Annotated in this window: 15 protein-coding genes and 1 pseudogene; 9 read left to right on the forward strand and 7 right to left on the reverse strand. The window is 63.7% G+C overall.

Annotated features, from left to right (window positions below):
- Window positions 1-181: 181 nt before the first annotated feature.
- The 3 genes from dnaQ to IAE33_RS07130 all read right to left on the reverse strand — a co-directional run bounded on the left by dnaQ (window position 182) and on the right by IAE33_RS07130 (window position 2254).
- A complete protein-coding gene (gene dnaQ / locus IAE33_RS07120; protein ID WP_201162950.1) occupies window positions 182-940 on the reverse strand; it encodes a DNA polymerase III subunit epsilon in 759 nt (252 codons plus the stop codon).
- 80 nt (window positions 941-1020) lie between these two features.
- Window positions 1021-1467 carry a ribonuclease HI gene (gene rnhA, locus IAE33_RS07125; protein ID WP_201162951.1) on the reverse strand — a complete coding sequence of 149 codons (447 nt, stop codon included), beginning with the start codon at window positions 1465-1467 and terminating at the stop codon, window positions 1021-1023.
- Between the two features lie 13 nt (window positions 1468-1480).
- Window positions 1481-2254, reverse strand: coding sequence for a methyltransferase domain-containing protein (locus tag IAE33_RS07130; protein ID WP_201162952.1), 774 nt, complete (start codon window positions 2252-2254; stop codon window positions 1481-1483).
- A gap of 85 nt (window positions 2255-2339) precedes the next feature.
- Between IAE33_RS07130 and gloB the strand changes: the two genes are divergently transcribed.
- From gloB to IAE33_RS07165, 7 genes are all read left to right on the forward strand, one after another.
- Window positions 2340-3119: a hydroxyacylglutathione hydrolase gene (gloB, locus tag IAE33_RS07135; RefSeq protein ID WP_201162953.1), complete on the forward strand. Its 780-nt coding sequence runs from the start codon at window positions 2340-2342 to the stop codon at window positions 3117-3119.
- Window positions 3120-3219: 100 nt separating this feature from the next.
- Window positions 3220-4650, forward strand: a complete 1431-nt coding sequence (locus IAE33_RS07140; protein WP_201162954.1) for a lytic transglycosylase domain-containing protein — start codon at window positions 3220-3222, stop codon at window positions 4648-4650.
- 101 nt (window positions 4651-4751) lie between these two features.
- Window positions 4752-6581 carry an extracellular solute-binding protein gene (locus IAE33_RS07145; protein WP_201162955.1) on the forward strand — a complete coding sequence of 610 codons (1830 nt, stop codon included), beginning with the start codon at window positions 4752-4754 and terminating at the stop codon, window positions 6579-6581.
- The gene (locus IAE33_RS07150; RefSeq protein WP_201162956.1) at window positions 6578-8413 is read left to right on the forward strand and encodes an extracellular solute-binding protein; all 1836 of its coding nucleotides are present in this window, start codon (window positions 6578-6580) and stop codon (window positions 8411-8413) included. Before IAE33_RS07145 ends, IAE33_RS07150 begins: the two co-directional genes overlap by 4 nt.
- A 1-nt stretch (window position 8414) precedes the next feature.
- On the forward strand, window positions 8415-9488 hold the full coding sequence (locus tag IAE33_RS07155) for a microcin C ABC transporter permease YejB (protein WP_028632257.1): 1074 nt from the start codon (window positions 8415-8417) through the stop codon (window positions 9486-9488).
- Window position 9489: 1 nt separating this feature from the next.
- Window positions 9490-10509 carry an ABC transporter permease gene (locus tag IAE33_RS07160; protein WP_028632256.1) on the forward strand — a complete coding sequence of 340 codons (1020 nt, stop codon included), beginning with the start codon at window positions 9490-9492 and terminating at the stop codon, window positions 10507-10509.
- A gap of 1 nt (window position 10510) precedes the next feature.
- Complete coding sequence (locus IAE33_RS07165; RefSeq protein ID WP_201162957.1) at window positions 10511-12118, forward strand: ABC transporter ATP-binding protein; 1608 nt, start codon at window positions 10511-10513, stop codon at window positions 12116-12118.
- Here the strand turns inward: IAE33_RS07165 and IAE33_RS07170 are convergent.
- A complete protein-coding gene (locus IAE33_RS07170) occupies window positions 12073-12528 on the reverse strand; it encodes a hypothetical protein (RefSeq protein WP_201162958.1) in 456 nt (151 codons plus the stop codon). The two genes, IAE33_RS07165 and IAE33_RS07170, sit on opposite strands and share 46 nt — an antisense overlap.
- Window positions 12529-12615: 87 nt before the next feature.
- Here IAE33_RS07170 and IAE33_RS07175 point away from each other — a divergent pair, with 87 nt between their 5' ends.
- Entirely contained in the window at window positions 12616-12996 is a 381-nt protein-coding gene (locus tag IAE33_RS07175) for a MerR family transcriptional regulator (RefSeq protein WP_201163001.1), read from the forward strand.
- Here IAE33_RS07175 and IAE33_RS24900 read toward each other — a convergent pair.
- From IAE33_RS24900 to IAE33_RS07185, 3 genes and pseudogenes are all read right to left on the reverse strand, one after another.
- On the reverse strand, window positions 12977-13426 hold the full coding sequence (locus tag IAE33_RS24900; protein WP_236403901.1) for a methyl-accepting chemotaxis protein: 450 nt from the start codon (window positions 13424-13426) through the stop codon (window positions 12977-12979). The genes IAE33_RS07175 and IAE33_RS24900 overlap by 20 nt on opposite strands.
- Window positions 13427-13513: 87 nt before the next feature.
- Window positions 13514-14089 (reverse strand): annotated as a pseudogene (locus IAE33_RS24905) (PAS domain-containing protein); the annotation flags it as partial.
- A gap of 34 nt (window positions 14090-14123) precedes the next feature.
- Window positions 14124-15908 carry a sensor domain-containing diguanylate cyclase gene (locus IAE33_RS07185; protein WP_201162960.1) on the reverse strand — a complete coding sequence of 595 codons (1785 nt, stop codon included), beginning with the start codon at window positions 15906-15908 and terminating at the stop codon, window positions 14124-14126.
- Window positions 15909-16150: 242 nt separating this feature from the next.
- On the opposite strand from IAE33_RS07185, the gene IAE33_RS07190 reads away from it, so the two are divergent.
- Entirely contained in the window at window positions 16151-19081 is a 2931-nt protein-coding gene (locus tag IAE33_RS07190; protein WP_201162961.1) for an aminotransferase, read from the forward strand.
- Window positions 19082-19152 lie beyond the last annotated feature (71 nt).

Here is a 19152-nt window from a genome sequence, read left to right on the forward strand (position 1 = left end):
CGGGTTTACCCGCGAAGCAGGCAGCGCGGTGCATGGCACCGGCTTCGCCGGTGTTCGCGGGTAAACCCGCTCCCACAGGGATTGCGCCAACTTTGAGATCTTGTGGGAGATAGTTGCTCCCACTGTGATTGCACCAACATTCAGATCTTGGGGAAGACAGTTGCCCCCTCAGGCCTCCTAACTACCCAGCTGTCGCCTCATTCAGGGCCTGCCACATCGATGGGCCACCCGCCGACTTGGCGATGGCCGCCAGGCGTTCGGCATGGGCCTCCAGTTCATCGGCGCTAGCCATCACCACCCGCCCTGGTGCGCGACCGGTGATGCGGCGGATTTCACTGCCGCCACTACCCTGCCCGTCTCCATCAGCGTCAGTACCATGCCCCGCCAGCGACAGGCTGGTCTGGCCCCCGGTCATCGCCAGGTAAACGTCGGCCAGCAGTTCGGAGTCGAGCAACGCGCCGTGCAACTCACGGCCGGAGTTGTCGATGTCGTAGCGTTTGCACAGGGCATCCAGGCTGTTGCGCTGCCCCGGGTGGCGCGCCCGCGCCAGCAACAGGGTGTCGAGAATGGCGCAGTGCTGCGAGATGTCCGCCCGGTCCTGCTGGCCCAGCAAGGCATACTCGTTATTGATGAACCCGACGTCGAACGCCGCGTTATGGATGACCAGCGTGGCGCCGCGGATGAAGTCGAAGAACTCTTCGGCCACATCGCCAAACCGGGGCTTGCCGATCAGGAAGGCATCGGTGATGCCGTGAACGTTGATCGCCCCCTCGTCGCTCTCGCGATCCGGCTGCAGGTACACATGAAAATGCCGCCCCGTCAGCCGCCGGCCAATCACCTCGACACAGCCGATCTCGATGATGCGGTGCCCCTCGCTCACCGGCATGCCCGTGGTTTCGGTATCGAGAATGACGAACCGTTTGTCTTGCTGCTGCTCCACGTGGCGTGCTCCAAGTTGCATCAGTTACAGGGGCGCGCAGTATACCAGCAAGCGCCAGGCATCACGTGCCAGCCTGTCGATCAGCGCCCAGCGCGGACCTCGTCGACGCCGCGGTTGGCCAACTGATCGGCGCGTTCGTTACCGGGGTGGCCGATGTGGCCACGCACCCACTTCCAGGTCACGCGGTGGCGGTTGACCTGTTCGTCAAGCTGCTGCCACAGGTCGGCGTTTTTAACCGGTTCCTTGGCGGCGGTTTTCCAGCCGCGCTTCTTCCAGTTCACCATCCACTCGTTGATGCCTTTCATCACGTATTGCGAGTCGGTGGTCAGCACCACTTCGCACTCACGCTTGAGGGCCATCAGCCCCTGGATGGCGGCCATGAGCTCCATGCGGTTGTTGGTGGTTTCACGCTCGCCGCCCCACAGTTCCTTCTCTACGCCCTTGAAAATCATCAGGACGCCCCAGCCGCCCGGGCCAGGGTTGCCCTTGCAGGCACCATCGGTATACATCTCGACGCTTTCGCTCATGCACCACTCATGTTCAGTTCTGTTCGGTATCGGTACTGGCCGCAGCGCGGTTCACCTTGGCCAGCGGCAACGGCAGCAGCTTGCCCATCGGCTCGCGCCGTTCGGGTCGCAATGGGCGCAGGCCCACCACCATCTTGCGCGCCACCAGCAGGTAGACACCGCCGCCTGCACTTTGCCAGCCGCCAGCGAGGCGCTCCCAACCTTGCAGGCGTTGCTGCCAGGCGGGTGAAGCGAGCGGCGGACGATAGCACCCGAAGCGGCGTTTCTCCAGCGCGAAGCCCAGCAGGTTCAGCCAGTCCCCTACCCTGGATGCCGGGATGCAGCGGGCCTTGCGCAAGGCCCCCTGGCTGAAGCAATGGCGGATGCCCCAACTGCTCCACGGGTTGATGCCGATGATCAACAGGTGCCCACCTGGGCGCACGGCGCTGGCAGCCTCGCGCAGCAGGCCGTGGGGTGAAAGGCTGAAATCCAGGCCATGCTGCAGCACCACCACGTCGGCGGCGTGTTCGCTCAATGGCCAGGCCTGCTCTTCGCAGACGATTTCAACCCCCGGCAAAGGCGCGCCCAGGCGCACATTGCGTTGCACCTTGGGCGCACTAGGTGGCGCTTCGGCGCACGGGCCGTAATGCACGAGATAGCCACCAAAGAAGCGCCCCAGTTCCTCTTCGAGCAGCTTCTGCTCCTCCTGGAGCATCAACCGGCCCACCGGGCCGTTGAACCACTCACGGGCCAGGCTGGTCAGCGTGACCCACTCCGGGTCGGCCTGGGCAAAGGCTTGGTCGGTCATTGTGCTCTCCCTCGAAGGTTCTCGCGCCGCGCCATCGCGGCTAAGATGCCTTCATATGCCAAGCTAGGCGAATCGGATCCGCACCATGATACAGATCGATGCTCTCCCCGCTTTCTCCGATAACTACATCTGGTTGTTACAGGATAATGCCAAACGCCAGTGCGCGGTGGTCGACCCGGGCGATGCCGGCCCAGTGCAGCGCTGGCTGGCCGCGCACCCCGGGTGGACGCTGACGGACATCCTGATCACCCACCACCACAATGACCATGTGGGCGGGGTTGAACAGCTCAAGCGGCAGACCGGCGCACGGATCTACGGGCCGGCCAGCGAAGCGATCCCGTGCCGCGACGTGGCCCTGGGCGAGGGTGACCAGGTCACCGTGCTGGGCCAGACCTACCAGGTACTGGCCGTACCCGGCCATACCCTGGGGCATATCGCATTCTTCAGCGACCAACCCACACCCGCGGTGCTGTTCAGTGGCGACACGCTGTTCGCGGCCGGTTGCGGGCGCATGTTCGAGGGCACACCCGAGCAGATGCAGCCTGCCCTGGCACGCCTGGCGGCGCTGCCGGAGCACACCCAGGTGTACTGCGCCCACGAATACACCCTGAGCAACCTGCGCTTCGCCAAGGCGGTGGAACCTGGCAACGCGGACATCCAGCAACGCTTCGAAGACGTCAGCCGCCTGCGTGCAGAGGATCGCATCACGTTGCCCTCCACCATCGGCCTGGAACGGCGCACAAATCCATTTTTGCGCACCTCTGAAACATTAGTTAAACAAAAAGCAGACGAATGGAAGGGACATTCCAACACCACGCATGTCGCTGTTTTTGCTGCCTTGAGGTCTTGGAAAGACCAGTTCTGATAACCCCAAGATATATCGCAAGTGGTGGGGAAAGGTTGACCCGGTAGGGTGCGGTTCCTAGAATCGCCGAAATTTTTCGCCCGGATACCCGTACCCGCCGATGTCTTCCCGTAGCCGCAGAACCTCTCATTCCGTCGCGCTGACGCGCCTGGCCCAGGTCAGTGCGCTGGCCCTGGCCGCCACCCTGGTGGGTTGCCAGAGCACCCGTCAGCTCGAAGAATCCGACGGCGTTCGCGCGCACAATTACCAGGCGCGAATCAAGCCAAAGCCCGCGCCGTTGCTGGCCAAACCCGTGGAACAGGCACCGCGCGACGTCTGGGAGCGCATGCGCCAGGGCTTCGTGCTGCAGGACTACATCGACGTCAACCCACGGATCGACCAGCAGCGCCTCTGGTTCGCCAGCAACCCTACCTTTATCGAAAGCGCGGGCGAGCGCGGCAGCCTGTACCTGCACTACATCGTCGAACGCCTGGAAGAACGCGGCATGCCGCTGGAGCTGGCGCTGCTGCCAGCCATCGAAAGCGCCTACAACCCGATGGCCTACTCCCGCGCCAGTGCTGCCGGTATGTGGCAGTTCATGCCGGCCACCGGCCGCCACTTCAACCTGCGCCAGACCAACTTCTATGACGGGCGCCGCGACGTCACCGCCTCGACCAACGCGGCGCTGGACTACCTCACCCGCCTGCACGACATGTTCAACGGGGACTGGCTGCTGGCCCTGGCGGCCTACAACGCAGGCGAAGGCACGGTGAGCCGCGCCATGGAGCGCAACGAAAAGCTCGGCCTGCCCACAGATTACTGGAACCTGCCACTGCCTCAGGAAACCCGCGACTACGTGCCCAAGCTGCTGGCCCTGTCACAGGTGGTGTCCACCCCTGAAGCCTACGGCGTCAACCTCACGCCGATTGCCAACGAACCCTATTTCGAGGCCGTGGCCATCAATGACCGCCTCGACCTTACCCGCGTAGCGGCGTTCGCCAACATCGACGAAGACGAGCTGATTCAGCTCAACCCGGCATTCAAGAAGCGCATGACCGTCGACGGCCCCAAGCAACTGCTGGTGCCTACCGCCAAGGCGCAGTTGCTCACCGCCAGCCTTTCCAACCTCAAGCCCGAGCAACTGGTGACGCTGCAGCCGCCGCAGGCAGCTTTCGCCCGGGCCGTGGCAGAGGCCAAGGCACCTGCCGCAGCCCGCAGCTACCGCGTCAAGCGCGGGGACAACCTGGGTGCGATTGCCCAGGCCAACCGTGTATCGGTGCAGGACATCAAGCGCTGGAACCGCCTGAGTGGCAACAACCTGCGCGCCGGCCAGGTGCTGGCCCTGCGCGGCGGCAATGCGCCGAGTGCAGCGGCTAACCGGGTCGCCAGCGCTGCTCAGCGCTCTACCCAGTACAAGGTGCGTAAAGGCGACTCCCTGTACCTGGTGGCCAAGCGTTTCAACGTGGAGATGACCCACCTCAAGCGCTGGAACCCACGCAGCGGCCATGCCCTCAAACCCGGCCAGACCCTGACCGTCTACCTCGGCCACTGAAAGTGTGCAGCTTCAGGCATGCAGCCTGAAGCTTTTTCCTACACTGGCAAGCTGTTACTGTACCCCGATCAAAGCCCAATGCCTCTGGATCGGATGCCGACTTGATACGTCCCCTCCTGCTTACGCTCAGCCTGGCCTTGAGCTTTCCCACAGTCGCGATGGTGAGCGAAAGCCACGGATACGCGCAGTTCGGCACGCTCAAATACCCAGCCACCTTCACCCACTTCGACTGGGTCAACCCGCAAGCACCCAAGGGTGGCACGTTGCGGGCCATGGCCTTCGGCACGTTCGACACCCTCAACCCCTATACCTTCAAGGGGTCGAGCCCGGTCACCACGCCCAACTTCCAGCAGTACGGCGTCAGCGAGCTGAACGAAACGCTGATGGTGGGCACCGGCCAGTACGACCCCTCTGGCGACGAGCCCACGTCCAGCTATGGCCTGATCGCCCGTTCGGTCGAATACAGCGAAGACCGCAGCTGGGTGGTGTTCAACCTGCGCCCCGAAGCCCGCTGGCACGATGGCAAACCGATTACCTCGGCAGACGTTGCCTTCAGCTACCGCACGCTGCTCAAGGAAGGCCACCCCCTTTACCGCACCAACCTGCAGGAAGTGCAGCGGGTGGACATCCTTGGGCCGTTGCGCATCCGTTTCGTGTTCAAGCGGGCGGGCAACCCGTTGTTGATCCTGCGCCTTGGCGAAATGCCGGTGCTGCCCAAGCACTATTGGCAGAACCGCGATTTCAAGGCCACCACCTTCGAGCCACCGCTGGGCAGTGGCCCCTACCGCATCACCGAGGTCCAGCCGGGCCGCCGGCTGGTGTTCGAGCGCGTCAAGAACTACTGGGGCAAGGACCTGGCGGTGAACCGCGGCAAGTACAACTTCGACCGCGTCGAATACGAATTCTACCGCGATGCAACGGTGGCCTTCGAGGCGTTCAAGGCGGGTGAGTTCGACATCTATATCGAGCACCAGGCCAAGAATTGGGCGAACGGCTACAACTTCCCCGCCGTGCGCCGGGGCGAGGTGATAAAGGCGCAGATCCCCCACCGCATACCCACGCAAACCCAGGGCCTGTTCATGAACAGCCGCCGCGCCACCTTCAGCGACCCGCGGGTGCGTGAGGCGCTGGGGCTGATGCTGGACTTCGAGTGGACCAACCGCGCGCTGTTCAGCAGCGCCTACCGCCGCTCTACCAGCTACTACCCCAACAGCGAATTCACCGCCGAGGGCCTGCCAAGCGGCAAGGAGTGGCTGCTGCTGGCGCCTTTTCGCGATCAACTGCCGGCCAAGCTGTTCACCGAACCCTACCAGGTGAGCCACACAGATGGCCGTGGCACTGGCCGCCAGACCCTGCGCAAAGCCCTGGGCCTGCTGGGTGAAGCCGGCTGGAAGCTGAACGGGCAGCGCCTGGTCGACGCCAAGGGTCAGCAGTTGCGCATGGAGGTGCTGCTGGTGAACCCCAACCTTGAACGCATCCTGCAACCTTATGTCGAAAATCTGTCCAGCATCGGTATCGACGCACACTTGCGCACCGTGGACCGCGCCCAGTACAAACAGCGGCTGGACCAGTTTGATTTCGACATGATCCTGATGACCCTCAACCAGACCCTCAGCCCCGGCCTTGAACAGTGGCTGTACTTCCACTCCAGCCAGGCGGCAACCAAGGGCAGCAAGAACTACGCAGGCGTCAAGGACCCTGTGGTGGACCACCTGCTCGACACGCTGCTGGCCGCACGCACCCGCGATGACCAGGTTGCCGCTGCCCGTGCACTGGACCGGGTGCTTTCGTGGCAGTACTACATGATCCCCAACTGGTACCTGGACAACCATCGCCTGGCCTACCGCAACCGCTTCGCCTTCATCACCACGCCGCCCTACACCCTTGGGCTGAACAGCTGGTGGATCAAGACTTCGGAGAAAGCCCAATGACGCCAACCCACCGACTGCGCCGGTTGGCAGGCAGCCTTCTGCTGGCCTGCCTGAGCCTTCCCGCCCTGGCGGCGCCCCAGCATGCACTGACCCTGTATGACGAACCGCCCAAGTACCCCGCCGACTTCAAGCACTTCGACTACGTGAACCCGGACGCCCCCAAGGGCGGCACCTTCCGCCAGTCCAGCTTCGGTGGCTTCGACAGCCTCAACCCGTTCATCAACAAAGGGGTGTCGGCCGAGAACATCAGCATCATCTACGACACGCTGATGCGCCAGAGCCTGGACGAGCCGTTTACCGAATACGGGCTGGTGGCGGGCAAGATCGAGAAAGCGCCGGACAACAGCTGGGTGCGCTTCTACCTGCGCCCCGAAGCGCGCTTCCATGACGGTACGCCAATGCGTGCCGAAGACGTGGTGTTCAGCTTCAATGCGCTGGTAAAGGACGGCGCGCCGCTGTACCGGCAGTACTACGCCGACGTCGAAGAAGTGGTCGCCGAAGACCCGCTCAAAGTGCTGTTCAAGTTCAAGCACAAGGGCAACCGCGAGCTGCCGCTGATCCTCGGCCAGCTACCGGTGCTGCCCAAGCACTGGTACGCCACCCGCGACTTCAAGCGTGGCAACCTGGAAGTGCCCCTGGGCAGCGGCCCGTACAAGGTCGCCGAGGTCAAGGCCGGGCGCTCGGTGCGCTATGAGCGGGTAAAGGACTACTGGGCCAAGGACCTGCCGATCAACCGCGGCCTCTACAACTTCGATGCAATGACCTACGACTCCTACCGTGACACCACGGTCGCCCTGGAGGCGCTGAAGGCAGGTGCATTCGACTACGCGCTGGAAGTAAGCGCCAAGAACTGGGCCACCGCCTACAACGTGCCTGCCGTACGCGATGGCCGGCTGATCAAGGAAGAACTGCCCAACGGCAACCCTACCGGCATGCAGGGGTTCATCTTCAATATCCGTCGCCCGGTGTTCCAGGACGTGCGTGTACGCCAGGCACTGAGCCTGTTGCTGGACTACGAATGGACCAACAAGCAGCTGTTCAATGGCGCCTACACGCGCACGGGCAGTTACTTCGAGAACTCGGACATGGCGGCTCGCGGGCTGCCCAGCCCCAGCGAGCTGAGCATCCTCGAGCCCTTGCGCGGCAAAGTGCCAGACCCGGTGTTCAACCAGGCTTTCCACAACCCGGTCAGCGACGGCAGCGGCATGATTCGCGACCAGCAGCGACAGGCCTACAAGCTGCTGCAGGAAGCCGGCTGGAAGATCGTCGACGACAAGATGGTCGACGCCCAGGGCAAGCCCGTGAGCATCGAGTTTTTGCTGGCGCAAACCGAGTTCGAACGTGTTCTGCTGCCCTTCAAGCGCAACCTGGCTGACCTGGGCATCGAGCTGAACATCCGCCGCGTCGACGTTTCCCAATACATTACCCGCCTGCGTTCGCGGGACTTCGACATGATCGTGGGCGGTTACCCGCAGTCCAACTCGCCCGGCAACGAACAGCGCGAGTTCTGGTCCAGCAATGCCGCCGACAACCCCGGCAGCCGTAACTTCATCGGCCTGCGCGACCCTGCCATCGACCAACTGGTGGAAGCGCTGATCAACGCCGATTCGCGCCAGAGCCTGATCGACCATTGCCGCGCCCTGGACAGGGTGTTGCTGTGGGGCTACTACGTGATCCCCAACTGGCACATCAAAACCTGGCGCGTGGCCTACTGGAACCACATAGGCCACCCCAAGGTTTCGCCCAAATATGACATCGGCATCGATACTTGGTGGATCAAGCCCGACGTTACCCCGGCCGTAAGCGCCGCCCCCGCGAACGAGGCCAATTGAGATGCTGGCCTACATCCTGCGGCGCCTGCTGCTGATCATCCCGACCCTGTTCGGCATCCTGGTCATCAACTTCATCATTGTCCAGGCTGCCCCTGGCGGCCCGGTGGAGCAGATGATCGCCAAGCTGGAGGGCTTTGAAGGCGCCACCAGCCGCATTGCCGGCGGCGGCGCCGAAGTGTCCGTGGCCGGCTCCAACTACCGGGGCGCCCAAGGCCTGGACCCGGCGCTGATCGCCGAAATCGAGCACATGTACGGTTTCGACAAATCACCGCCCGAGCGCCTGTGGATCATGATCAAGAACTACGCCCGGCTGGACTTCGGTGACAGCTTCTTCCGCGATGCCAAGGTAATCGACCTGATCATCGAGAAAATGCCGGTGTCGATCTCGCTGGGGTTGTGGAGCACCTTGATCATGTACCTGATCTCGATCCCCCTGGGCATCGCCAAGGCCGTGCGCCACGGCAGCCATTTCGATGTATGGACCAGCTCGGCGATCATCGTCGGCTACGCCATCCCGGCGTTCCTGTTCGCCATCCTGCTGATCGTGCTGTTTGCCGGTGGCAGCTACTTCGACTGGTTCCCACTGCGCGGCCTCACCTCGAACAACTTCGACGAGCTGAGCACCACCGGCAAGGTGCTCGACTACTTCTGGCACCTGGTGCTGCCCATCACCGCGCTGGTCATCGGCAACTTCGCCACCATGACCCTGCTCACCAAGAACAGCTTCCTGGACGAGATCAACAAGCAGTACGTGGTCACCGCCAAGGCCAAGGGCCTGAGCAGGCCGCGGGTGCTGTACGGGCATGTGTTCCGTAATGCCATGCTGCTGGTGATCGCCGGTTTCCCGTCGGCGTTCATTGGCATCTTCTTCACCGGTTCCCTGCTGATCGAAGTGATTTTCAGCCTCGACGGCCTGGGGCTGATGAGTTTCGAGGCGGCCATCAACCGCGACTACCCGGTGGTCTTCGGCACCCTGTTCATCTTCACCCTGCTGGGGCTGGTGGTGAAATTGATCGGCGACCTGACCTACACCCTGGTCGATCCGCGCATCGACTTTGCCAGCCGGGAGCACTGACATGGCCTTGTCCCCTCTCAACCGCCGGCGCTTCGAGCGCTTCAAGGCCAACCGCCGTGGCTGGTGGTCGCTGTGGTTGTTCCTGATTCTGTTCGGCCTGAGCCTGGGCGCCGAGCTGATCGCCAACGACAAACCCATCGCCGTGCGCTACGACGGTGAGTGGTACTTCCCGGCGTTCAAGCGCTACCCAGAGACCACCTTCGGCGGTGAATTCCCGCTGGAAGCCAACTACAAAAGCCCGTACATACGCGACTTGCTGGCAAAGAAGGACAGCTTCGTGCTGTGGGCACCGATCCCGTTCAGCTACCAGAGCATCAACTACGACCTGCGCGTGCCGGCCCCCGCGCCGCCTTCGGCGGACAACTGGCTGGGCACCGATGACCAGGGCCGCGATGTGCTGGCCAGAGTCATCTACGGCTTCCGCATTTCCGTGCTGTTCGCCCTCACCCTCACCGTGCTCAGTTCCATCGTGGGGGTGATCGCCGGGGCCTTGCAGGGCTTCTACGGTGGCTGGGTAGACCTGGCCGGGCAGCGCTTTCTGGAGATCTGGTCGGGCCTGCCGGTGCTGTACCTGCTGATCATCCTGGCCAGTTTCGTGCAACCCAACTTCTGGTGGCTGCTGGGCATCATGTTGTTGTTTTCGTGGATGAGCCTGGTGGATGTGGTGCGCGCCGAGTTCCTGCGCGGGCGCAACCTGGAATACGTGCGCGCCGCCCGGGCACTGGGCATGCGCAATGGCGCAATCATGTACCGGCACATTCTGCCTAACGCCATGATTTCGACCATGACCTTCATGCCCTTCATCCTCACCGGTGCCATCGGCACGCTGACCGCCCTGGACTTCCTCGGCTTCGGCCTGCCGCCAGGGGCGCCGTCGCTGGGCGAGCTGGTGGCCCAGGGCAAGTCCAACCTCCAGGCGCCCTGGCTGGGCATCAGCGCTTTCGCCGTGCTGGCCCTGATGCTGAGCCTGCTGGTGTTCATCGGCGAATCCGCCCGCGATGCCTTCGACCCGAGGAAGTGACATGAGTGAACAGAACCTGATCGAAGTGCGCGACCTGGCCGTGGAGTTCGTGACCGGCGAGCACGTCAACCGTGTGGTCGATGGCATCAGCTTCGATATCCGCAAGGGCGAAACCCTGGCGCTGGTGGGCGAGAGCGGGTCGGGCAAGTCCGTCACCGCGCACTCCATTCTGCGCTTGCTGCCCTACCCCCTGGCACGTCACCCGGCGGGCAGCATCCGCTACGAAGGCAAGGACCTGCTTCAGCAAAACGAAAAGAGCCTGCAGCGCATCCGCGGTGACCGCATTGCGATGATTTTCCAGGAACCAATGACCTCGCTGAACCCTTTGCACAGCATCGAAAAGCAGATCAACGAGATCCTGCTGCTGCACAAGGGGCTGACCGGCAAGCAGGCCACTGCACGTACCCTGGAACTGCTGGACATGGTGGGCATACCTGAGCCGCACAAGCGCCTCAAGGCCCTGCCCCATGAGCTGTCCGGCGGCCAGCGCCAACGGGTGATGATCGCCATGGCACTGGCCAACGAGCCCGAACTGCTGATTGCCGACGAACCCACCACGGCGCTGGACGTGACCGTGCAGTTGAAGATTCTCGACCTGCTCAAAGCGCTGCAGGCACGCCTGGGCATGGCGCTGCTGCTGATCAGCCATGACCTCAACCTGGTGCGGCGCATCGCCCATCGGGTGTGCGTGATGCAGCGCGGCAAGATCGTCGAGCAGGCCGAGTGCGCGACGCTGTTCAGCGCACCGCAACATCCCTATACGCAGATGCTGATCAATGCCGAGCCCAGCGGGCTGCCGGCCCACAACCCGCAAGGTGCACCACTGATTGAGGTGGATGACCTGAGGGTCTGGTTCCCGATCAAGAAAGGCCTGCTGCGCCGCACCGTCGACCATGTAAAGGCCGTGAATGGGGTGAGTTTCAGCCTGCCCCAGGGGCAGACACTGGGCATCGTCGGTGAGTCCGGCTCGGGCAAGTCCACATTGGGGCTGGCCATTTTGCGCCTGATAGCCAGCCGCGGCACCATCCGGTTCAACGGGCAGGACCTGCAAGGGCTGAATCAGCAAGCGGTGCGCCCGCTGCGCCGGGAGATGCAGGTGGTGTTCCAGGACCCGTTCGGCAGCCTGAGCCCGCGCATGAGCGTGGCGGACATCGTCGGTGAGGGGCTACGCATTCACCGTATCGGCACCGCCGCAGAACAGGAGGCGGCGATCATCGCCGCGCTTGAAGAGGTCGGGCTCGACCCGCAAACCCGTCATCGCTACCCCCACGAGTTCTCCGGTGGCCAGCGTCAGCGCATCGCCATCGCTCGGGCCCTGGTGCTCAAACCTGCCCTGATCCTGCTGGACGAACCCACCTCCGCGCTGGACCGCACCGTCCAGCGCCAGGTGGTCGAGTTGCTGCGCAACCTGCAGCACAAGTACAACCTTACCTACCTGTTCATCAGCCACGACCTGGCCGTGGTCAAGGCGCTGAGCCACCAGTTGATGGTGATCAAGCATGGGCATGTGGTGGAGCAAGGCGATGCCCAGGCGATCTTCCAGGCCCCGCAGCATGCCTACACTCAGCAACTGCTGGAGGCGGCATTTCTGCAGGCTGAAGTGTCATGACAGGCAGCAGCTGGCGCCCTCGCTACAGGCGCCAGCTGCGCAATCGCCCACAGCACTTCCAGCACCAGAATGCCCCACAGCAACGCGGAGGCCCCGTTGGCCAGCGCATACAGCTGCCAGGCAGAAAACAGCACCCGGCCAGCGGCGTCGTAGCGGCCGAACAACACCTGCGGGTGACGGATCCGCAGCCACGCCCACACACACACGATCGAGCCCATCAGGTTGGCCATCATCACGTGCATGGGTTCGAACACGGGTACTTCCCCTGCAAGGCCGAGGGTGCCGTGTAGCGCGCTGAGCCAGCCATGCAGCCAGGCAAAGGTCCAGGGGGTGGCAAAGCCCACGGTGATCAGCAAGTCGTAGAGGCCGCTGGCCCGCACCAGCTGGCGATACTGGGTGTTGCTCCACATGTTCGATGCCTCCTGCAATCCAATGAAGGCAGCAGGCTAAAGCCTGGAGTATGCTCCAGGGTCAAGCCCATGTTCAGGAAAAACAAAGTGCGTATTGGTCAACTGGCCCAGGCCTGCGGCGTCAGCCGTGACACCCTGCGCTTTTACGAGGAGCGCGGGCTGATCCGCTCGCACCGGTTGGCCAATGGCTACCGCGACTACGATCAGGAAACTGCCCAACTGGTCGCGTTCATCCGCACGGCGCAGCAGCTGGGGTTCAGCCTGAACGAGATCGGCAGCAACGTGCAGGCGCTCTGGGCCGCCCCAGACCCGGACAGCGCGGTGGAGGCGCTGCTACGGGACAAACTGGCCTTGGTGGAACAGCGCCTGGCAGACCTGCAAGCGCTGCGTGCTGCCTTGCAGCAACGCCTGACCCTGGCCTGCCCGCTGCGCCCGGAATTACCCACCGCTAGCGCAGGTCCTCGCTGACCCGCTCCACCGCCGCCACTACCCGTTTGGCGCCTTCCTGTATACCCGTGATGACGTGGCCGGCATGCCCGGCCAGTTGCAGCCCATTGGCAGCTTCGGTGCGGCTGCTTTGCACTTCGCCAACGGCCTGGCTGACCAGGGCCTGGTTGCGCGCTACCACAGCATCGATTTCGGCCGTGGCAGTACTGGTGCGGCCAGCCAGCTTGCGCACTTCATCGGCCACCACCGCAAAGCCACGCCCCTGTTCACCCGCCCGGGCGGCCTCGATGGCGGCATTCAAGGCCAGCAGGTTGGTCTGCGAGGCAATGGCACCGATGGTCTGCACGATCGCGCTGATGACCGTGGACTGTTCACCCAGCGCACTGATGGTATCGCCCGCCGATTGCAACTGACGGGCCACCCCCTGCATCGACTGCCCCACCTCTTGCATCACCAACACACCCTCGCTGGCGCCGCCGTCGGTACGCCGCGACACTTCCAGGGCCACCTGCGCGGCCTGGCGCACCGCCTCCTCGCGCTGCACCTGGTCGGTGACCACCGAGGCGAATTTCACCACCCTCACCAATTTGCCACTGGCGTCGCTGACAGGGTTGTAGCTGGCTTCCAGCCACACTTCATGGCCCTGTTTATCGAGGCGTTTGAAGCGGCCGGTCACATAACGGCCAGCATTGAGGGTGCGCCAGAAGGTGGCGTAGCCGTCCCCGGACACTTCCTCGGCGCTGCAGAACATGCGGTGGTGCTGGCCGACCACTTCTTCCAGCCGATACCCCAGGGCGTTGAGGAAGTTGGCGTTGGCCGAGAGCACCTTGCCGGTCAGGTCGAACTGGATGACTGCACTGGAGCGTAACAGGGCATCCACCAGCGCCTGGCTCTCCTGGGCAGGTTCGGCCAGCCACTGGGCCAACGGTTGCCCCACCACTTCGCCAGCCTCCACCCCCAGCGCCGCAGCAAAGGCCGGGCTGCAGGTGGCGACCCGGCGCTGGTCGTCGAGGCGCAGGAAAGCGCCGCTTTCCAGTTGTTGAAGGCGCTGACGGAGTTCAGCAAGTTCGGCATCACGCGCGGCTAGCGTTGCTTTTAATTGGCGATTGAACATGAATGTCACCTGCGGGTGGAGTGCGCCATTGTCATTAGCCGGCGACCTGATCGATCTGCCGGGTGTTGCAGAACCATTGCACGAAATCGGCGACCGGCATGGGCCGGGCGATATGGAACCCCTGGGCCTCGGCGCATCCCCAGGCCGACACCTGGGCGAGCTGATGCGCCGTTTCAACCCCTTCTGCCAGTACCCGGTATTTCAGGTTGCTGGCAAGGTCGATCACCGACTGCACCAGCAATGCCTCTCTGCAGCCTGGCAGCGCGTGGTGCACCAGCGACCTGTCGAGCTTGACGATGCTGGCCGGTATACGCGCCAGGTAAACCCAGTTGCAGTAGCCGGTGCCAAAGTCGTCAATGGCAATGTCGATGCCGGCTTGCTGGGCGCGTTGCAACTGCAACTGCAACGCCTCGGGCTGCTCGATCAGCACGCTTTCGGTAAATTCCAGTTGCACCCGCCTGGGGGAGATGGCTGCGCCCTGCAATGTGCTCAACAGCGCATCCATGAAAGTCGGGCTCTCCAGGTCACGGGCCGTGACGTTCAGGCTGATGCTGAAATCCATGCCCTGGGTACTGTCCAGAATGCCCACCACAGCGCGCATCACCCAAAGGCTCAGGCTGGCCATGAGCGCGGTCTTCTCTGCCAGGGGGATGAATTCTGCCGGGGATACGTTACCCAACTGGGGGTGGTGCCAGCGTAGCAGCGCCTCTGCCGACCGGCATTGGCCAGAGGGCAGCTCAATGCGCGGTTGCAGGTGCAGGCTAAGCTCACCTTCACTCAGCAAGGCGTGCCCCAGGGATGCCAGCAGCAGCAACGCACGGCGCTGGGCGGCATCGACCTCCGGCACATACCAGGCGTAGCGCCCCACATTGCGCCGCGCCGAGTCTGCTGCTGCCACCGCCCTGCGTAACCATTCCAGGCTGTTGCGTTCGTCGGCCGGGGGGGCGATTGGCGCAATGCCGATGCCGGCATCCAGCAACACCGGCACCTGGTGGCACTGGGCAGGCGCCTGCAGTGCAGCCACGATGCGCTGGCATAAGGGCTGAACGTTGCCAACGTCTTCCAGCAAGACCGCAAAGCGCGTGGGGCTTATCTTGTACAGGCATAGCCCACCGTCCAACTGCGCAGCAATGCGTGCCATGGCCTGCAGGGTCAGGTCGTGGGCGAAGTTGTAGCCCAACCCGCGGATGATGTCGTTGAGCGCCTCGGGGGGCATGATGTCTACCGCCAGCAGGGTCAACGGCTGCCAACGGCCCAGCGCCGCGCTTACGTCGTATTCGAGCTTGAGCCGGTTGAACAGCCCAGTGTCCTGGTCCGTGAATACATTGCGGCGCAAGCCAGAGATGATCTGCATGGCGGTTTCGGCGAAGGCCACCAGCATGGCTTTTTGCGCGTCGTCCAGCGGTGGGCGCGTGGTGGTGTCGATGATGCAGAAACTGCCAATCGCAATCCGCTGCCCAACCATCAGCGGCGCACCGCAGTAGTAGCGTACGCCGGGTTCGCCGGTGACCAGCGGGTTGCGCGCGAAGCGAATATCCGCGGTGGCGTCCAGCACTTCCATGGGCTGGGCCTGCAAAATGGTGTGGGCACAGAACGAAATGTCCCGGGGCATTGTCTGTGCATCCAGCCCGGCCCGTGCCGCAAACCACTGCTGGCACTCACCGACGATCGAAACCACGCAGGTGGGTACCCCGAAATAGCGGCGCGCCAGGTCGACCAGCGCCTTCAACTCGGTACTGGGCTCATGGTGCAACACGCACCACTCGGCAACCTCGGCCAGGCGGTCCTGTTCGTTGATCGGAACGGGTGCAACCATCATCTCGTTTCACCAGTCCTACAGGGCAGTGGATCATCAGGGGGGAATAATGGCGCTACGCTACACCAAATACTTGTACAAACCTAACTACTTGTACAGGTTTTTTGAAGGATCTTGCCGAGTGGTTGATCTCCGTCAAGCTATCGGGGCTGCTGCTTTTCAGAAAAACTGAAAATGATCGTCTTTCGTTGTCTGGCAAAACCCGCATAAATACGGGCTGCCTCCACCTCGATGACGGTAGCCCCATGCACAACCTTCCTGCTGATGCCTCTATACCTTTGATCGACCAACTGGCTGTGCGGGCCAGCCTGGCAAGCCCGGTGCTCAGTGCCAGCCAGGCCGCCACCCTGTTGCAAGCGCACTACGGCATTTCGGGTGAGCTGCAGGCGCTGGGCAGCCAGCAGGACTTCAACCTGCGCGTGGAAACGTCGCAAGGGCGTTACGTGCTGAAGGCCTGCCACGGCAGCTACGCCGAAACCGAGTTGCAGGCGCAACATGCCGCGCTGGATCATCTGAAGGCCCAAGGCCTGCCCGTGCCTGCGGTGATCGCAGCACACAGCGGCGACACCCTGCTGACAGTGAACGTCGGTGAGCAGCCGCTGCGTGTACGCTTGCTGGAGTATCTCGACGGCCAGCCGTTGACCCGTGTCGCCCACCTGTCACCGGACGTGGTGGGCCGCCTGGGCGCACTCTGTGCACAGGTCGACAGCGCGCTTGCCGGTTTCGACCACCCGGGGCTGGCCCGTACGCTCCAATGGGACCCCCGCCACGCCCGCACCTTGATCAACCACTTGCTGCCGTTGATTGAAGACGCCGGCCAGCGCGCCCGCCTGCACGAAGCCGCCCGGGTGGCAGGTGAGCGCCTGGCGCCGCTGGTCGATCGGCTGCCTACGCAGGCTGTGCACCTGGACATCACCGATGACAATACCGTGTGGGCCTTGGACCCACAGCGTCAATGGCGGCTGCAGGGCGTGATCGATTTCGGCGACCTTATCCGCACCTGGCGCATCGCCGACCTGTCCGTCACCTGTTCTGCCCTGCTGCACCATGCCGACGGCGACCCGTTCATGATCCTGCCCGCGGTGAGCGCTTACCAGGCAGTCAACCCGCTGACCGAGGCGGAGCTGTGCGCCCTTTGGCCGCTGGTGCTCAAGCGCGCCGCCGTGCTGGTGCTGAGCAGCGCCCAACAGCTGGCCGTCGACCCCGGCAACCAGTACACCCGTGACAATGTCGCGCATGAATGGGCCATCTTCGACACGGCCATGGCCGTGCCACTGGCCCTTATGGAAGCGGCCATTCTCCAGGCGGCGGGCCTGGAACCCGAGGGCCCTGCGCTGGACGGCTGCCTGCCGTTGCTGCCTGGTTTGGCCGGGCAACCTGTTACCCGGCTCGACCTGGGGGTGCTCAGCGCCCACTGCCAAGCCGGCAACTGGGAGCAACCCGGTTTCGACCAGCGCCTGCTGGCCGCTCAGGCGATGCCTGCATGCACGCTGCACGGGCAGTATCGCCTGTCTCAAACCCATATTGACCGCGCTGAAGCGCCCGCCACCTGCGCCTTGGGCGTGGAGCTGCACCTGGCGCCAGGCAGCCCGGTGCAGGCGCCCCAGGCCGGTACCTGGGAGGCCCACGATGACGGCGCCGGCTGCTTGCGCACTGCCCGCTGGAGCCTGTGGCTGTACGGGCTGAGCGCAAGCCTGCTGAACGGGCAACGCGTGCACCAGGGCGAGCGCCTTGGACAAACCGGTGACAGGCTGAGCGTACAGCTGTGCCTGGACAGCAGCCTGCGGCCGCCGTTCTTCGCCACGCCCGCCCAAGCCCAGGCCTGGCTGGCCTTGTGCCCCTCGCCGGCAGCATTGCTGGGCGTTGACTGCGACGCCGATCCCTTGCCAGACCCACAGGCGCTGCTGGCGCGGCGCGATGCCAGCTTTGCCCGCTCGCAGAAACACTATTATGCCCAACCGCCACACATCGAGCGGGGCTGGCGTAATTACCTGATCGACATGCAGGGCCGCTCGTACCTGGACATGCTCAACAACGTGGCCGTGCTGGGCCATGGCCACCCACGCATGGTGGCCGAGTCGGCGCGGCAATGGTCGTTGCTCAACACCAATTCACGCTTCCACTATGCGGCCATTACCGAGTTCTCGGAGCGGCTGCTCGACCTGGCGCCCGACGGCTTCGACCGGGTGTTCATGGTCAATAGCGGCACCGAGGCCAACGACCTGGCAATCCGCCTGGCCTGGGCCTTCAGCGGTGGGCGCGACATGCTCAGTGTGCTGGAGGCCTATCATGGCTGGTCGGTGGCCACCGATGCCATTTCCACCTCCATCGCCGATAACCCCAAAGCCCTGGAAACCCGCCCCGGCTGGGTGCACCCGGTGGAAGCGCCGAACACCTTCCGCGGGCGCTTTCGCGGTGCCGACAGCGCCGCCGACTACCTGCGCGACGTAGACGCCAAGCTGGCCAGACTTGACGCCAGCGGCCGGCAGTTGGCGGGCATCATCTGCGAGCCGGTCTACGGAAATGCCGGTGGCATTGCCTTGCCGGCCGGCTACCTGAAAGCCGCCTACGCCAGCGTGCGGGCCCGTGGCGGGGTGTGCATCGCCGATGAAGTGCAGGTGGGGTACGGCCGCCTGGGTGAGTATTTCTGGGGTTTCGAAGAGCAGGGCGTGGTGCCGGATATCATCACCATGGCCAAAGGCATGGGCAACGGCCAGCCCCTCGGCGTGGTGATCACCCGCCGCGAAATCGCCGAAGCCCTCGAGGCCGAGGGTTACTTCTTCTCTTCGGCTGGGGGCAGCCCGGTGAGTTGCCGCATCGGCATGGCGGTGCTGGATGTGATGGAAGATGAAGGCCTGTGGGACAACGCCCGCGACACAGGCCGCTACTTCAAGGCCAGGCTACAGGCGCTGGTAGACCGACACCCGCTGGTGGGCGCTGCCCATGGCTCGGGCTTCTACCTTGGGCTTGAGCTGGTGCGTGACCGCGACACCCTGGAACCGGCCACGGAGGAAACCATGGTGTTGTGCAATCGCTTGCGTGACCTGGGTATTTTCATGCAGCCCACGGGGGATTACCTGAACATCCTCAAGATCAAGCCGCCGATGTGCACGACGCGGGCCAGCGTGGATTACTTTGTCGACAGCATTGACCGGGTGCTGGCTGAAGGGGTGTGATGGTTGGGTGTTCGCCTTGAAGCAGTTGGCGCTTGCAAGCTCGAGCGCCGAAGTGCTTTTTCATGCTGCAT

The organism is Pseudomonas sp. S60 (genome assembly GCF_016647865.1).
GTDB classification, from domain to species: Bacteria; Pseudomonadota; Gammaproteobacteria; order Pseudomonadales; family Pseudomonadaceae; genus Aquipseudomonas; species Aquipseudomonas parafulva.

Bases quoted from the DNA above. Each gene is read 5' to 3' on its own strand.
- IAE33_RS07165 (WP_201162957.1), top strand. From the start codon at position 10,511: ATGAGTGAACAGAACCTGATCGAAGTGCGCGACCTGGCCGTGGAGTTC.
- IAE33_RS07155 (WP_028632257.1), top strand. From the start codon at position 8,415: ATGCTGGCCTACATCCTGCGGCGCCTGCTGCTGATCATCCCGACCCTG.
- IAE33_RS07140 (WP_201162954.1), top strand. From the start codon at position 3,220: ATGTCTTCCCGTAGCCGCAGAACCTCTCATTCCGTCGCGCTGACGCGC.
- IAE33_RS07150 (WP_201162956.1), top strand. From the start codon at position 6,578: ATGACGCCAACCCACCGACTGCGCCGGTTGGCAGGCAGCCTTCTGCTG.
- IAE33_RS24900 (WP_236403901.1), bottom strand. From the start codon at position 13,426: ATGCAAGAGGTGGGGCAGTCGATGCAGGGGGTGGCCCGTCAGTTGCAA.
- IAE33_RS07170 (WP_201162958.1), bottom strand. From the start codon at position 12,528: ATGTGGAGCAACACCCAGTATCGCCAGCTGGTGCGGGCCAGCGGCCTC.
- gloB (WP_201162953.1), top strand. From the start codon at position 2,340: ATGATACAGATCGATGCTCTCCCCGCTTTCTCCGATAACTACATCTGG.
- IAE33_RS07160 (WP_028632256.1), top strand. From the start codon at position 9,490: ATGGCCTTGTCCCCTCTCAACCGCCGGCGCTTCGAGCGCTTCAAGGCC.
- rnhA (WP_201162951.1), bottom strand. From the start codon at position 1,467: ATGAGCGAAAGCGTCGAGATGTATACCGATGGTGCCTGCAAGGGCAAC.
- IAE33_RS07185 (WP_201162960.1), bottom strand. From the start codon at position 15,908: ATGATGGTTGCACCCGTTCCGATCAACGAACAGGACCGCCTGGCCGAG.
- IAE33_RS07130 (WP_201162952.1), bottom strand. From the start codon at position 2,254: ATGACCGACCAAGCCTTTGCCCAGGCCGACCCGGAGTGGGTCACGCTG.
- IAE33_RS07190 (WP_201162961.1), top strand. From the start codon at position 16,151: ATGCACAACCTTCCTGCTGATGCCTCTATACCTTTGATCGACCAACTG.